Here is a 12,745-nt window from a genome sequence, read left to right as displayed (position 1 = left end):
TCCCCGCCCTCGACCACCCGAAGCCGCAGGTCAGCCCCCACAACCACCCGTTCCACAACCCAAAAGGGTAGGGGGTGAAACCTGCTCGCGGCAGTGCGCTAAGCTTCCACCCGTAGCTGCGGCCCCCGTAGCTCAGGGGATAGAGCACCGCCCTCCGGAGGCGGGTGCGCAGGTTCGAATCCTGCCGGGGGCACAACCGTTCACCAGCACGAAAAGGCCCTTGACCAGCGCGAACGCGGTCAAGGGCCTTACTCGTATGTCCGGCCGTGTCCGGTGGAGACCGGCCGTCTACGGCTGTCTGTGCCAAATACGTGCCAAAGTTCTAGCCGCTCGGTCGGTGCCCAAGAGCAGCCTCGACGCGCTGCCGGACCGCCGCCGCCTCCCCGTCGAGACACTTGGCGTAGATCTTGAGCAGCACCTCGACCGAGTGCCCCGCCCACTCGGCGACGGTCACCGCGGGCACTCCCCCGTTGAGCCACGTCGACACCGCCGCGTGCCGCAGGTCGTACGGCGTGCCCGCCAGGGGCGTAGCGACGACCTCTTGGGTGAAGACCTCGGCGCGGGCACGCTGCCAGGCCCGGACGATGGTGAGCTTCGGCAGCTCCTGGCCGTTGCGCTCCCCGGTGAACAGCCGACCGTCCGCCGCCGTGCCGAACTGGCGGATGTGGGAGTGCAGCAGCGCAGTCAACTCCGGTGGACAGGGCACCGTGCGGCTCTCGCCACGTGCACGCTGCTTGAGCTGCCGCCGGTCACGGTTCGCGCCACTGTCGGTCCACTCCTTGCCCGCGTGCGGCTCGGCGGTGTCGATGGTCAATTCCCCCCATCCCTTCTCGGGGAGGGACAGGTTGTGCTTGGCCAGCGCAACGGCTTCCTCCGGCCGCAGGGCTGCGAAGTAGAGGCATCCGAAGAAGGCCACCAGGCGCGGCCCGCTGCGCTGCTGCGTACCGACAGCGGCCAGCAGCGTCCGGGCCTGGACCGGGTTGGCCACCGACCGCCGGTCCACCGCGTGCACCGTTCGCGGAGCCGTCCACTTCAGCGCCGGAATCGGGTTCTTGGTGAGCAACTTCCGTTCAACGGCGTACTCCACGGTGGTGGACAGGATCTTGCGGCGTCGGCTGACCACGCTGGGTGCGTAGGGCTTGCCGTCGAGTCGGACGGTGAGAGCGTCGAGCACCGGGCGGAGCACTTCCGGATCGGCCAGGGCTGACACCGGGCGGGTGTTCCGCTCGATCCAGCGCAGCGCCCCGGCGATGGCGTCCGGCTTGTCCTGGTCGCGGCGACTGGTGTTGAACGCCCACCGACCCAGCGCGGCCCGGATGAGCTTGTCGTCGGGCTTGCCCTTGGCGGTGGTGAACAACGCGGTTGTCACGGTGGTGAGTGCTTCCGCGTTCGTGCGCCTGGTCGTGGCTGCGGCCCGGGGCCACTTCATGTCCACGAACGCGCACGCGAGTCGGAACCACGACATCGTGTGTTCCTCGCGCTGCATCGACACCGGCCTTCCGGTGTCGACGTGGAACGCCTCACCGCGTCGCGACGCTGACACCAGCTCCGATCGGAAGCTGTCGGCCAGAGCCGCGGTGCGGAACCCTTCCCGGTGGAGTTTGCCCGCGACCTTCCAGCGCACGTAGTGGGTGGTGGTCTTCTTCCCCTGGTAGGTCTCGGTTTTGTAGACGCGGACGTCATAGGTGGTGCTCATCAGGCCGCGACCTCCAAGGCGTCGTACCAGGCTTTGACGTCCGCGCGGTCGATGCGCAGCTTGCCGTTGGGGAGCTTCCGGACGCGTGGTGCCCGCCTCTTGGCCTTCCAGTCGTAGAAGGTGGATCGGGAAATCCCCATCTCCTCGCAGAACTCATCGACGGTGAGCCAGGTGCGTGGTGCGCTCATCGCGGTGGCCTTTCGTACGTGCCGGCGGGACAGGGTGGGACAGTGCGCGGGACACCTGTCCCACCCCGGAACAGCAGGTCAGAGCAGGTGGCGGGACAGGTGGGACAGGTGGGACAGCTCCTGGTCGGTGGGCTGTCCCACCTCGGTCACAGCAGCGGCGCGAAGTAGCGGCTGGTGGCGTCCTTGGTGAGTTGCCCGGCGTCGTGCATCCGGGCGCAGGTCTTGCGGACGGTCCCGGCGTCCAGGCCGGTGCCGGTGGCGATCTGCGCTGGTGTGCTGCCGCTGTTCTCGCGCAGGTAGCGCAGGATGACGGCGCGGGTGTCGCCGATGGTGTGGTCGATGGCGGGGCCGTCGAGCATGGTCCAGGAACCGTTGTCGGGGTTGAAGCTCAGCGCGTGGTCGGCTTCCTCCACGTCGCGGCCGGTGATGTGCAGGACGCCATCGGCGTTGTTGCGCCCGCGTTCGAGCACCAGCACGGCGTCTGCCGCGCCCGCGATGCCGTTGGTTCCCGACACGGTGGCCAGGAAGTCCTCGTGCGTGGCCTTGCGGACGTGGTGGACGAGCACGACCGACACCCCGAAGTGGTCGGCAACGCGCTTGGCGCGGCCAACGGCGAGGTAGTCCGCGTCGTACTGCTGGACGTTGCCGGGTTCGGTGCCGCGCACCTTGGCGAACACGTCGATGACCACCAGGCGTGCGGCCGGGTTGCCGCGCAGCCATCCGGCGATGGCCCTGTCCCCGCCCTGGGGCAGCGGTGGGCAGTGGGTGGCCAGGGTGAGCAGGTGCGGCGCGGGCTGGTCGCCGAGCATCTTCCCCATGCGGGTCTTGAGCCGCCGTGCGGTGTCCTCCAACGCCAGGTAGAGCACCGGGGCGGCCAGGCCGGTGTCAATGCTGCCGAACGCGGGCTGACCGGACGCGATCGACAGGCCCAACCCGAGCGACATCCACGACTTGCCGACCTTGGGCGGTCCGGCCAACAGGGTCACGCCTTCGCAGAGCACGCCGGGCACGGCCCACTTGGGGTCGGGGAAGTCGGCGGCCATGAGCTTGTCGGCGGTCCAGGCGTCGGCGAACGGGTCGGGTTCGACCGGTGGTGCAGTGGTCATGGCGGTGGTCGCTCCCTCGTGGTCGGACATGTGGTTCACGCGGCAAGTCGGCGTGGTCGACGGGCACCGTCGCGGAGACCGCTGGTGATGGTCTGCTCGGCGGTGTGGTGGGTGTAGGCGTTGACGGCGATGTGTCCGGCGGCGGCGCGCATGAGCGCGTCGCGGACTTCGTCGTCGGTGAGGGCTCCCCCGGCGACGAGTTGTCCGAGGGCTTGAGCGGCGCAGTAGAGGGCGAAGTTGCGTTGTCCCGAGGTCGCCCCCTCCACGCGGGCTACCTCGGCGTCGATGGCGGCTCGCAGGTACCGGCCGCGCCGGTCGTTGGCCGGTACTCGCAACCGGATCGGCTCGGCCGGTGGCGGCGGCAGCGGCGCGGGCCGCAGCAGTTCACCGAGCCACGTCGGCAAGGGCGCCGGTGGTGCGTCGTGCACCAGCTGGTAGCCGCGGCCGTCCACGGTCGAGCCGGGCGCGACGACGTAGCCGCCGTGGGCGCGGCTGTCGATGAGTCGCCCGGCTTTCCCGGCGGTGTTGCGGTACTCCACCCCGGCGGAGGCGGTGAAGTACAGGTGCCGGCCACCCGAAGCGGTGGACACCGTGCGGGTGTCGGCGGGCAGCTCCTGGTCGGTGTTGTCGGCCAGGAGTGCCAGCACCTCCAGGCCGTGCCGGAAGCCGTCCGGGTCGGGCTTGTCGGGCTTGGCCACGTCGAGGTCCACCACGACCAGTCCGGCCGGGCCGGTGGCAAGGCCGATGTTGTAGGCGGGGCCGTGGTTCCAGCAGCGGTGGATGCGGGCGGGGTCGGTGGTGGCGCGCTGCTCCCAGTCGCGCACGGCGGGCCGCTTGCCGCCGGGCACGAGGGGGAAGACCGGCCAGCCACGGGCGGCGGTGTCCAGCGCGGCCGACAACAGCGGGTTGTGAGGTGGCACGTTCGTCTCCTTCGGACGGTGGTTGGTTCGGTGGGTCAGCGGCGCTTGTCGTGGGTCCATCCGGCGTTGCGCATGCACGTGGGGCACAGGGGCGCGTTGCGGGGTGCGCCGGTGTCGACGCGGGTGCCGCACAGGGCACGGGGGTTGTCGCTGAGTCCGAGTTGGTGGGCGAGGGTGCGCAGGTCGCCGACGATGTGCATGACCGTGCTCATGGCGACACCTTTCGGTCACTTTGAGTGACGACATGTGGGTGTGCGGGGTCGGCGCGCGGCCTGGTGGGCAAGGCAGCGCGCTGTCGTGCCGAGGGGATGAGGGGACGGACCGCGCAGGGGAACCACGAGTGCGGTTCCAGGGTGTTCTCGCTGGTCCGCGCGCCGTTTAGACGATCTTCCCCTTACGGGGTTTTGGCTGTTGGGGCCAGGGGAAGCGGTCAGGGGACGGAGTTGGGGATACTTCCCCCGGTTCGGCGTGCCTCCCCTACCGCTTCCCCTGGCTCACCACGGGGTTCGGCGGTCGTCGCCGAGTGCTTCGCGCTACTCGGCGGTGTCGTCGTCCGCCGTGTCGTTGTCACGGCGAGTGATGGCGTCGGTGATGTCGTCGGCACGGACGACGCTGTCGCCCTGGTACTTGCGCGGGGGCACGTCGTGGCGGTCCAGCACGGCGCGCAGGTCCTTGAACGACCAGTCGCCGTAGTGGTCCGGGTCGTGCTCGATGAGCCGGGACAGCACCACCGCCGAGCGAAGCCGCGGTTCGCTGCCCAGCACGCGAGCGATGTCGGCCAAGGTGTCCACCGCCGGGGCGTCGTCCTCGGCCGGGGCGGAGACGTGACCGGCGCGCAGGGCGGCGGCGCGTTCCATGACCGCGGTGACCTCGTCGGTGGTCAGGTAGTGGCTGCGCAGCAGGCTGGGCTTGGCCATGATGCCGCGCACCATCGCGGTGCCGATGTCGCCGGGGCCTTCGGTGGTCTTGGGTTCCAACGAGACGGCGGAGATGCCCTGCTTGTAGCTGCCGGTGCCGAGCACGGCGTCGTTGGACTGCTGGTCGCCGATGGCGAAGCACGCCTTGCAGGACACCACGGCCATGACCTTGCGGGGAAGCGACGCGGTGGACGGTTCCGGGGTGGCGAAGACGAGCACGATGCCGTACTTGCGGGCGGCGCTGATCAGCTTCACGGTCACGTCGGCTGCCTCCTCCCCGTACTCGTTGTCCATGAACAGCGCCTGGCACTCATCGATCACCACGACGCGCGGGCGCAGTCGGGCGTCCTTCTCGGCGAGCTTGCGGGTCACCGCCCGCGCCCCGTGCTGCTGCAACGCCTTGCCCCTGGTCTCCAAGTCGCGGTACAGCTCACGCAGGGTGTCCATGCACGCGGTGACGGTCTCGCGGTCCGCGCCGGTACGCAGGGTCCGCAAGCGGTTGCGCATGGGGTCGTAGTCGGCGTTGGTGGCCAGCACGAACACGTCGGCGTCCACGAGCGGGTCCAGCAGCGCGCCGGTGAGCATGGTGATGATCAGCGTGGACTTGCCGCTGCCCATCATCCCGGCGATGGCGTAGTTCTTCTCCGAGAGCTGCCCGGTGACGCGCTCCCCTCGGATGTTGACCCCGAGCGGCACCCCGGCGAAGAAGTCCACGGTGCCGGACTCCAGCAGCGGCCACGGTTCCACCGGCCCGGACAGCGCGCCCTGGTCGGCCACCCACAGGTCCAGCACGCCCGGCTGGTCCTTCGGTTCGGACGGCCACACCTCCACCGGCAGGCGGACGAGGTTGTGGGCGAAGACGGTCTTGCGCTTGACGATCTCCTCCACCGGCACGCCCTTGGGCATGACCAGCTGCATCCGCCAGCCCTTGCCGTCGCGGTGCGGGGGCTGCACCCACGTCGGGGTGATGTTGCGGCCCCATCCCTCCTTGAACGCCTGCTTGAGCGCGGGCAGGCCGGACAGGTGCCGCAGCGCGGAGAGCACCGCGGACTCGTCGGGGATGATGTCGCGCCCGTCCGCCGGGCGCGCCTCGTCAGCCGCGGCCCACACCGGCAGCGTGCCGCGCGAGCGGCCCACCGGGATGGCGCGTGCCCCCCACACCGCCGCACCGGAAGCGGCCCACGCCCACCAGTACGACCCCACCGGGGACACCTCGACCACGGTGCTCCAGAAGCCGACGATCTCGTGCCATCGGTCGGTCAGCGAACCCGCGCCGACGACGGCCTGAGCGGCGGCGTAGCCCAGCAGCAGCACGTGCCCCGACGCCAGCAGCACCATCACGCCACCGGACCAGCGCAGCACCTCCAACCGGCGCTCACGGCCACGCTGTGCCTGCCCGGAGCGGCGCTGCTCCAACGCCTGCTCCAGCTCCCGCAACACGCGGAAGTCGTCGGCGTTCTTGGCGTTCAGGCGCAGGGTGGTGATGGCCTGCTCAAGGTCGGTGTGGTGGCGGCGGGCGCGACGCTCGGCGCGCAGGGCGCGGGAGCCGGCCACGGCGTAGCCGACGTTGCGCACCACCGCCCGACCGGCCCGCCGGGTGACCTCGTGGGTGGCGCCGGTCTTGACGACCCGCACCACCGCACCGGCCGCCGCCCGTGCCCGCTCGGCCGCCATGCGGCGGTCCAGCTCGGCGGACTCCTGCTCGGTCAGCACCTCGCCGACCACGGTCGCGTCCGGCTCCAGCTCGGTCCCCGGCGCGGTCGTGGCGTCGGCGCGCCGTACCGGCAGCGGCAGCACCTTGGCGTGCTCCTGGCCGTCGTTGTCGTGCTCGTGTGCGGTGGTCATGCCGTCACCTCCTGGCGGGTGCCGCCCTCGTCGTCGGGGCCGTCGTCGTGGGTGGGGAACAGGGCGCGGTGCACGGCGGCGGCGTGCTCGGAGCGGCAGCGCAGGAACTTGCGCACCTGCGTCTGCGAGGGGTGCTCCGGGAGGGCCTGGCGGTCGATCGCGGCACGCACGCGGGCGGTGTAGCGCGCGATCTTGTCCGCGTCCGGGGCGGGCACCATTTCCGCATTTCCCGCACTGTGCGCGGTCTGCGCGGTGAAGGTTGCGGGCGAGGTCTCCACGGGGTCCGTGGTGATCGTGGCGGCGTCGGTGCGCGGGGCGGGCAGCGCGGCGCGGTAGGCGTCGATCTCGGCTACCAGGTCGGCGGCTGCGTCGTCCCATCCATCGGTGACCGGCAACCCGGCGACCGTGGTGGGCACCAGCCGCACGCGGCCGGTCCAGCCGCGGCGCAGCTCCACCAGGCCGGGCCGGTGCACCAGCGTGGCGGTGCCGTCCGCGGCCAACTCGGCGACGGCGTGGCGCAGGGCGGTGCGGCGCACCCGCTCCACCCGGCGGGCGGCCAGGCGGTGGAGCCGGGCGGCGGCGCGCTGCTCACGGGTCGGGCGTGGCTTGGCGGGGGCGGCGGTGACCATCTGGTGCACCACCACGCCACCGACCGCGACCAGCGCCATGACGATGCCGTCCACCACTCCGCCGCCGGGGTGGGTCAGGCCGTGCAGGCACGCCAGCGTCCCCGACACCCCGGCGAACACCCACACCCCGAGCGTGAGCCGCCCGGTCGGGCGACCAGCACGCAGCGCGGCGGCGCGGGCGAACGCGAACGCCCACATCGCAGCTTCGGAGAACAGCGGCATCGTCCAGCCCGGCGCGCCGTACAGGTCGTGGCCGAACCCGGCGATCGCCGACCAGGCGAGCACCGCCGGCACCAGCACCACCGGCAGGAACAACAGGTCGATGGTGTGCGTCGACACCCACGAGGTCACCGCGGCGCGGGCGGCGGCACGGCGAGTGCGGGCGGCGTCGGCGCGCTCCTGGCGCAGCTTCGCGGCGGCGGCCTGGTCGGCGCGCTCCCGCTCGGCGCGGGCGGCGGCGTCGGCGCGGCGCTGCTCGAACAGCATGGCCTGGTCCGCCCGGCGCTGCTCGGCGGCAGCGGCCTTGTCGGCGCGGCGGTTCTCGACGTACGTGCTCATCGGGACACCTCCTGTCGGCGCAGGTACAGCGGGGAACGGGACGGGCCGCGATCGGTGCGGCGCAGACGGCGCAGCAGCACCGCCAGGACCAGGGCCGGCACTCCGACCACGACCATCACGGCGGTCGGGTCCTCGGCCTGGGTGATGACCAGCCACTGGGCCAGGCCGATCAGCCCGGCGGTGGCCAGCAGCTTCCACAGCACGACCACGGCGGCCAGGGCCAGGGCGACCAGGAGCAGCAGTAAGGGCGGCGGGATGCTCACCGGCGGTGTCCTTCCCGGTTGTCGCCCTCACGCACCACGCGGGGCAGGTGGACGTGCCGGTGTTCCAGCTCGACCGTCACGCCCTCGGCGTCCAGCAGTCCGGCCAGCACTTCGGCCAGGGCCACCGAGCGGTGCCGTCCGCCAGCGCAGCCGAACGCGATCGTCATGGGCTTGCGGGTGACGCGGGCGACGTCGACGGCCTGCGAAACGATGTCCAGCAGCGTTGCCGCGCCCGGTGTGGACAGCACCACCTGGCGCACTGCGGCGTCACGGCCGTCCTGGTCGAGCAGACCGGCGCCCTTCATGCGGGCGGGGTCGCGCAGCAGCTGCCGCACGTCGACCACCAGCTCGGCCTCCGGCGGGGCGTCGTGCAGGTAGCCGAACGACACGATCCGAATCGGCGGGGTGCTCATCGCGCACCCCCGGCGGGGCGCAGCACGCGACCGGACGCGGTCAGGTCTTCCCAGGTTCGACCACGCTGGGACGACGGGGCCGAACCGTCAGCGGTGGCGATCGGGGTCACCAGGCCGTAGGGGCTGGGCTGGTAGAAGGTGTCACCGGTGCGTTCGTCCACGAGGTCGCGCCGATGGGCGTTGTTCGACATGCTTGGTTCTCCTCACCCGCCCTCATGGGGGCGGTGTGGATGGGGCCGGACCGGCGGCGGCTTCTTGGCGGGAGTAGGCCGCCGGTCCGGGCGAAGTCAGTACGTGGCGTGCACCGCGCGGTCGGCGTGGTAGCGGTCCGGGTGCAGCAGGCCGGACGCGGTGACGGCCAGGTGCCGCAGGTAGTCCGGGGTGGCGGTTTCGTCGCCGGTCTTCCGGCTCCACGCCAGGTCTGCCGCGGCGAGAGCGGCGGTCAGGTCCTCCGACACCGGGAGAGCGGCTCGAACCTCACGGTCGACCAGCTCCCGCACCACGGCGGTCAGCGCGGCGAAGTCCACGCGCAGACGCCCGTCACCGACGACCAGGAACCGACCCGCCTGGTGGCCGAGGTCGTTCTGCTTCAACGACATCACGCCACCCGCCCTGCACCCGACGTGACCACGGCGGCCCGGCGGGCGGCGTTGCGACGCGCCTTGCGCCCCTTGGCCTTCGAGCGGCCGAACACCGGCGCGGGCAACACGTTCGACACGACCACCGGCCGCGCCAGCTCTTCCAGCTCGGCGGTCGCCTGCTCCACCGTGACGCCGTACTTCGAGGTGATCCCCTTCAGCGCCCGCTCCACGATGCGCCGGTTACGACGCTCCCGCGCCGACCCGTCCAGCAGAGCCGACGACGGCTCAGCAGCAGCCGCGATCTCCACCGACACCTGCGCGTCCAGCAGCTGCTCCACGGCGGCAGAGGTCAGACCATCCGGGTAGTAGCTCGTGCTGTCCATCTCTAAGCCTCCTCCTGGCTCCCCTGGCTAGTCAGGTGAGCCGATGACCGAAGCTTGGCGGACATGGCTAGTCATGTCAAGCGGATGTGCCCTGAAAGTACGTCTTGGCTAGTCAGGCGATATGCTTAGGTCATGAGCGAGGGCCTGGAGTACCTGGACGACCTTGATCCGGACGACCCACGTACCGAGTCGCAGCAGATCGCGAACAAGCTGCGGGCCGCGATCCTGACGAAGAAGCTCCAGCCCGGCGACAAGCTGCCCTCACAGCCCGCGCTGGCGAGCCGATTCGGCGTCGCGCGGGAGACGGTCAAGGCAGCGCTACGGCTGCTGGCAGCGGAACACTTGATCGTGAGTCGTCAGGGCAGCGGCACGTTCGTCCGGGCCCAGACGGAGCGCCCAGTGGGGCTGCGCCCGCACGTCGAAGCAGCCTTCGAGCGAACGCACGTGTCGATCGACTTCGCAGGCTTCGGAAGCGAGACCCTACGTAATACCTTGTCGGAAGTCCTGGACAAGGTACGCGCCGGACGACTCAAACCCGAAAGCGTCGTCATCCGCATCATGGTGTCTGACATGTCGGTGCCGATGGCGCTTCCATGCAGGGCAGACACTGCCACCGATGACCCTGTGGTGCGGATGCGACAGAAGCGCATCAGCGAGCGTTCAATCGACGCGATTATTGATGATGTGCAAGAGCTCGCCGACCTAGGACTGATCAAGTCCGGTAGCGTCCAAGTCCGAGTTCACGGCATCCCGCCGGTTCTCAAGCTTTACATCCTCAACAATGAAGACGCGTTCTTTGGCTTCTACCCCGTCGTAGAGCACGACGTGACGATTAAGGGCGAGCCGATCCCCATCTATGATCCGATGGGCAAGGACGCCACTCTGTTTCAGTACTCCGTAAGCGAGAGCGACGATACCTCGACCGCAGCTGAGTACGTCCGCCAAGCACGTACGTGGTTCGACTCAATTTGGAACACGATCGCCCGGGAGTATGCCCATGACTGAGCCACACAGCGCGATCTTCCATCACGCAAAGGCTGTCTTCTTCGACTTTGATGGGCCGATATGCAGCGTCTTCGCGGGCTACGCCGCTGACGGAATCGCCTCCGACTTGATCGCACTTCTGCGGCAACACGGCACAGTCTTTAGACCTGCAGTAGACGACGAGACGGATCCTATGGAAGTGCTCCGCTGGACCGGGATTCACAAACAAGACTGCCTACTTGATGTCGAAAACTACCTAGTGAAAGCAGAGATCAAGGCAGTCGAATCGGCAGAGCCAACCCCATTCGCTATCCAGGTGATGCGTCGCACTGCTGAAGAAGGCCGACCAATAGCAGTGGTCAGCAATAATTCAGCATCGGCTGTAAGTAAGTACCTTGTCCGCCACGGCATAGACGACATCGTTTCCTTTGTTTCTGGCCGCACCCATGCCGACCCTAGTCTAATGAAGCCAAACCCTTTCTCACTGACACTAGCTGCCAATCGGCTCGGCGTAAGCACTACGGAGGTAGTCCTCATAGGCGATACCGTCACGGACGTAGAAGCTAGTCAGGCGGTCGGAGCAAAGTCGATCGGGTACGCGAATAAGCCCGAGAAGCGGGACATATTGTTGCAGGCGGGAGCAGATGCAGTAATCGATAGCATGGCTGCTCTGCTGTAATCGATAACAGCGTCAACTCAATTCCCCTCGCGTCTCGACATGCCCTCTCTCGGTAGCCGCTTCAAGGCAGGACGTCCGCAATACGTCTGCCTCGCTAAAGCACAACGCGGGCGAGTTGAGCGATCAATGACGATTAGTTGTATACTTCCGATATGTTCTGCTTCACATGGGATCCGTCAATTGTCCAATGGGGTACCGTCGGTCAGTGGGTTGGATCAATAGGCACATCACTTGCATTTTTCGCAACGTATTATGTGATCCGCAGGGATGCGCGAGTGCGACGCGAAGAACAAGCGCGAAAAGTTGTTTTCTACTGTGTCGAAAAGATGCCCGGCGTCGAGCAACTTAAAGCAGGCCGCGTGAATCTCGTAAAGACAACGTACGACTATACCTTAATCAATCGTAGCAATGAGCCAATCTTCGATGTTTGCATACTCTATCGCGAGAAAGGAAGTTATCGCTCTACCTCTGCACGAGCGGAGATCCTACTACCGAGAGATCACGTAGAGACCTCAGGTCCTGGGCATCGAATAGTAGCTTCGGGCATCAGTCGTCGTGCAGCGGTAGAAACAATGGTCAGCCATTTTCGCGATAACTCAAATAGACACTGGCTCCGAACCCGCAGAGGCAAGCTCCACGAACTCAGTGAACGTTCAGTGGAGAACAAAGGTCTAGTTTTTGCTATCGAAGAACTTAGAAAGTCCGGCAAGCTCGACACGACTTAATCTTAAGTCATGAGTACTTCCTAATAAGACTCTCAATTCGCTTTAGCAGCTTATCCCAAACTGGCTCGGATGGGTCTACTTCAGTCAGCCTCCGGATGGATTCCCGAGGGTCAAGTCGATACTTTTCTGTAACCATATGCACTGCAGCACTTACGGTTTCACCGTCGCTATCTATCTGAAAATCCGCAAGACTGAGCATCTCTACCCCAATTGTTGCCACGATTCGCCGCCGAATGCGCAAGCGTTCGAATAGAGGCAAGGCCTGCATAGCCGCATTGGCGGCAATCGCGAGCAGTAGCGCCGATTCGAATACAGCCTCGTCCGAGATGGCGCGCCCTTCCAGTCGCAACAACCGAGCTTTTTTGAATTCGTAGCGAAATGCGCGCAATCTTTTTCCAAGGTTCGATCGTGCCTCTATTCGTCGCTTCCCGCGTTCCTCTCTCTCAGCTTTAGTCGGTCCTACAACAATGCTTGCCAGGCCACCGGCGGTAGCCCCCGTGACAGCACTTATAACAAGAGGCGCAAAGCTCCACAGGTCAGCCATTCCAGTGCCCTTAACTCGAGTACTCCGCTTCAGGATGTGGATAGGCGCAAGGCACTGTCATCCACGGCTGTTCGGGGAGAGTTCTGGCAAGTTTCTTCTGACTCCTTCGACGAACTCGTCTCTCTTCTCTGTTCTCAGGCGCAATCAAGCATTGTCGGTTGATGTCGATCTCAGTAGGCGCGTATGCGGCAAGCTGGACTTCCAACTCAAGCCGTTCATCCGATTGAGTCAAGAAGTGCAACTCATGCCTGGTTATTGGGTAAGGCCAGATGAAATCTATATGCCGACCGCTTGACAGAACCAAATGATCAATC

Annotated in this window: 15 protein-coding genes and 1 tRNA gene; 3 read left to right on the top strand and 13 right to left on the bottom strand. The window is 67.3% G+C overall.

The genetic code is table 11. The features are described 5' to 3' along the window. The first annotated feature begins 121 nt into the window (after nucleotides 1–121). A tRNA-Arg gene (locus tag CKY47_RS19185) sits at nucleotides 122–193 on the top strand. Nucleotides 194–322: 129 nt separating this feature from the next. Here CKY47_RS19185 and CKY47_RS19180 read toward each other — a convergent pair. The 12 genes from CKY47_RS19180 to CKY47_RS19125 form a co-directional block, all read right to left on the bottom strand. Then, a complete protein-coding gene (locus CKY47_RS19180; protein ID WP_306747251.1) occupies nucleotides 323–1,696 on the bottom strand; it encodes a tyrosine-type recombinase/integrase in 1,374 nt (457 codons plus the stop codon). Beyond that, nucleotides 1,696–1,884: a helix-turn-helix transcriptional regulator gene (locus CKY47_RS19175; RefSeq protein WP_306747249.1), complete on the bottom strand. Its 189-nt coding sequence runs from the start codon at nucleotides 1,882–1,884 to the stop codon at nucleotides 1,696–1,698. The genes CKY47_RS19180 and CKY47_RS19175 overlap by 1 nt, the downstream gene beginning before the upstream one ends. 146 nt (nucleotides 1,885–2,030) lie before the next feature. After that, on the bottom strand, nucleotides 2,031–2,990 hold the full coding sequence (locus CKY47_RS19170; RefSeq protein WP_306747248.1) for an AAA family ATPase: 960 nt from the start codon (nucleotides 2,988–2,990) through the stop codon (nucleotides 2,031–2,033). A 35-nt stretch (nucleotides 2,991–3,025) separates the two neighbouring features. Further along, complete coding sequence (locus CKY47_RS19165) at nucleotides 3,026–3,910, bottom strand: bifunctional DNA primase/polymerase (RefSeq protein WP_306747247.1); 885 nt, start codon at nucleotides 3,908–3,910, stop codon at nucleotides 3,026–3,028. 35 nt (nucleotides 3,911–3,945) lie between these two features. After that, nucleotides 3,946–4,122 carry a hypothetical protein gene (locus tag CKY47_RS19160; protein ID WP_306747246.1) on the bottom strand — a complete coding sequence of 59 codons (177 nt, stop codon included), beginning with the start codon at nucleotides 4,120–4,122 and terminating at the stop codon, nucleotides 3,946–3,948. 321 nt (nucleotides 4,123–4,443) lie between these two features. Continuing rightward, nucleotides 4,444–6,672, bottom strand: a complete 2,229-nt coding sequence (locus CKY47_RS19155) for an FtsK/SpoIIIE domain-containing protein (RefSeq protein WP_306747245.1) — start codon at nucleotides 6,670–6,672, stop codon at nucleotides 4,444–4,446. Continuing rightward, the gene (locus tag CKY47_RS19150) at nucleotides 6,669–7,859 is read right to left on the bottom strand and encodes a hypothetical protein (RefSeq protein WP_306747244.1); all 1,191 of its coding nucleotides are present in this window, start codon (nucleotides 7,857–7,859) and stop codon (nucleotides 6,669–6,671) included. The genes CKY47_RS19155 and CKY47_RS19150 overlap by 4 nt, the downstream gene beginning before the upstream one ends. Continuing rightward, entirely contained in the window at nucleotides 7,856–8,122 is a 267-nt protein-coding gene (locus CKY47_RS19145) for a hypothetical protein (RefSeq protein ID WP_306747243.1), read from the bottom strand. Before CKY47_RS19145 ends, CKY47_RS19150 begins: the two co-directional genes overlap by 4 nt. Continuing rightward, entirely contained in the window at nucleotides 8,119–8,535 is a 417-nt protein-coding gene (locus tag CKY47_RS19140; RefSeq protein ID WP_306747242.1) for a RapZ C-terminal domain-containing protein, read from the bottom strand. Before CKY47_RS19140 ends, CKY47_RS19145 begins: the two co-directional genes overlap by 4 nt. After that, on the bottom strand, nucleotides 8,532–8,726 hold the full coding sequence (locus tag CKY47_RS19135; RefSeq protein ID WP_306747241.1) for a hypothetical protein: 195 nt from the start codon (nucleotides 8,724–8,726) through the stop codon (nucleotides 8,532–8,534). The genes CKY47_RS19140 and CKY47_RS19135 overlap by 4 nt, the downstream gene beginning before the upstream one ends. A 96-nt stretch (nucleotides 8,727–8,822) precedes the next feature. Beyond that, nucleotides 8,823–9,134, bottom strand: a complete 312-nt coding sequence (locus tag CKY47_RS19130) for a hypothetical protein (protein WP_306747240.1) — start codon at nucleotides 9,132–9,134, stop codon at nucleotides 8,823–8,825. Further along, on the bottom strand, nucleotides 9,134–9,499 hold the full coding sequence (locus CKY47_RS19125) for a hypothetical protein (RefSeq protein WP_306747239.1): 366 nt from the start codon (nucleotides 9,497–9,499) through the stop codon (nucleotides 9,134–9,136). The genes CKY47_RS19130 and CKY47_RS19125 overlap by 1 nt, the downstream gene beginning before the upstream one ends. 132 nt (nucleotides 9,500–9,631) lie before the next feature. Between CKY47_RS19125 and CKY47_RS19120 the strand changes: the two genes are divergently transcribed. Then, a complete protein-coding gene (locus CKY47_RS19120) occupies nucleotides 9,632–10,504 on the top strand; it encodes a GntR family transcriptional regulator (RefSeq protein ID WP_306747238.1) in 873 nt (290 codons plus the stop codon). Then, complete coding sequence (locus tag CKY47_RS19115) at nucleotides 10,497–11,162, top strand: HAD family hydrolase (RefSeq protein WP_306747237.1); 666 nt, start codon at nucleotides 10,497–10,499, stop codon at nucleotides 11,160–11,162. Before CKY47_RS19120 ends, CKY47_RS19115 begins: the two co-directional genes overlap by 8 nt. 732 nt (nucleotides 11,163–11,894) lie before the next feature. Here the strand turns inward: CKY47_RS19115 and CKY47_RS19110 are convergent. Beyond that, nucleotides 11,895–12,431 (bottom strand): hypothetical protein, encoded by a 537-nt coding sequence (locus CKY47_RS19110; RefSeq protein ID WP_306747236.1) that lies wholly within the window; start codon nucleotides 12,429–12,431, stop codon nucleotides 11,895–11,897. Nucleotides 12,432–12,745: the final 314 nt, after the last annotated feature.

Source organism: Saccharothrix longispora (assembly GCF_030852425.1).
Taxonomy (GTDB): domain Bacteria; phylum Actinomycetota; class Actinomycetes; order Mycobacteriales; family Pseudonocardiaceae; genus Actinosynnema; species Actinosynnema longispora.
Note: the sequence above shows the minus strand (reverse complement) of the source record. Positions and strands in the feature narration are given on the sequence as shown.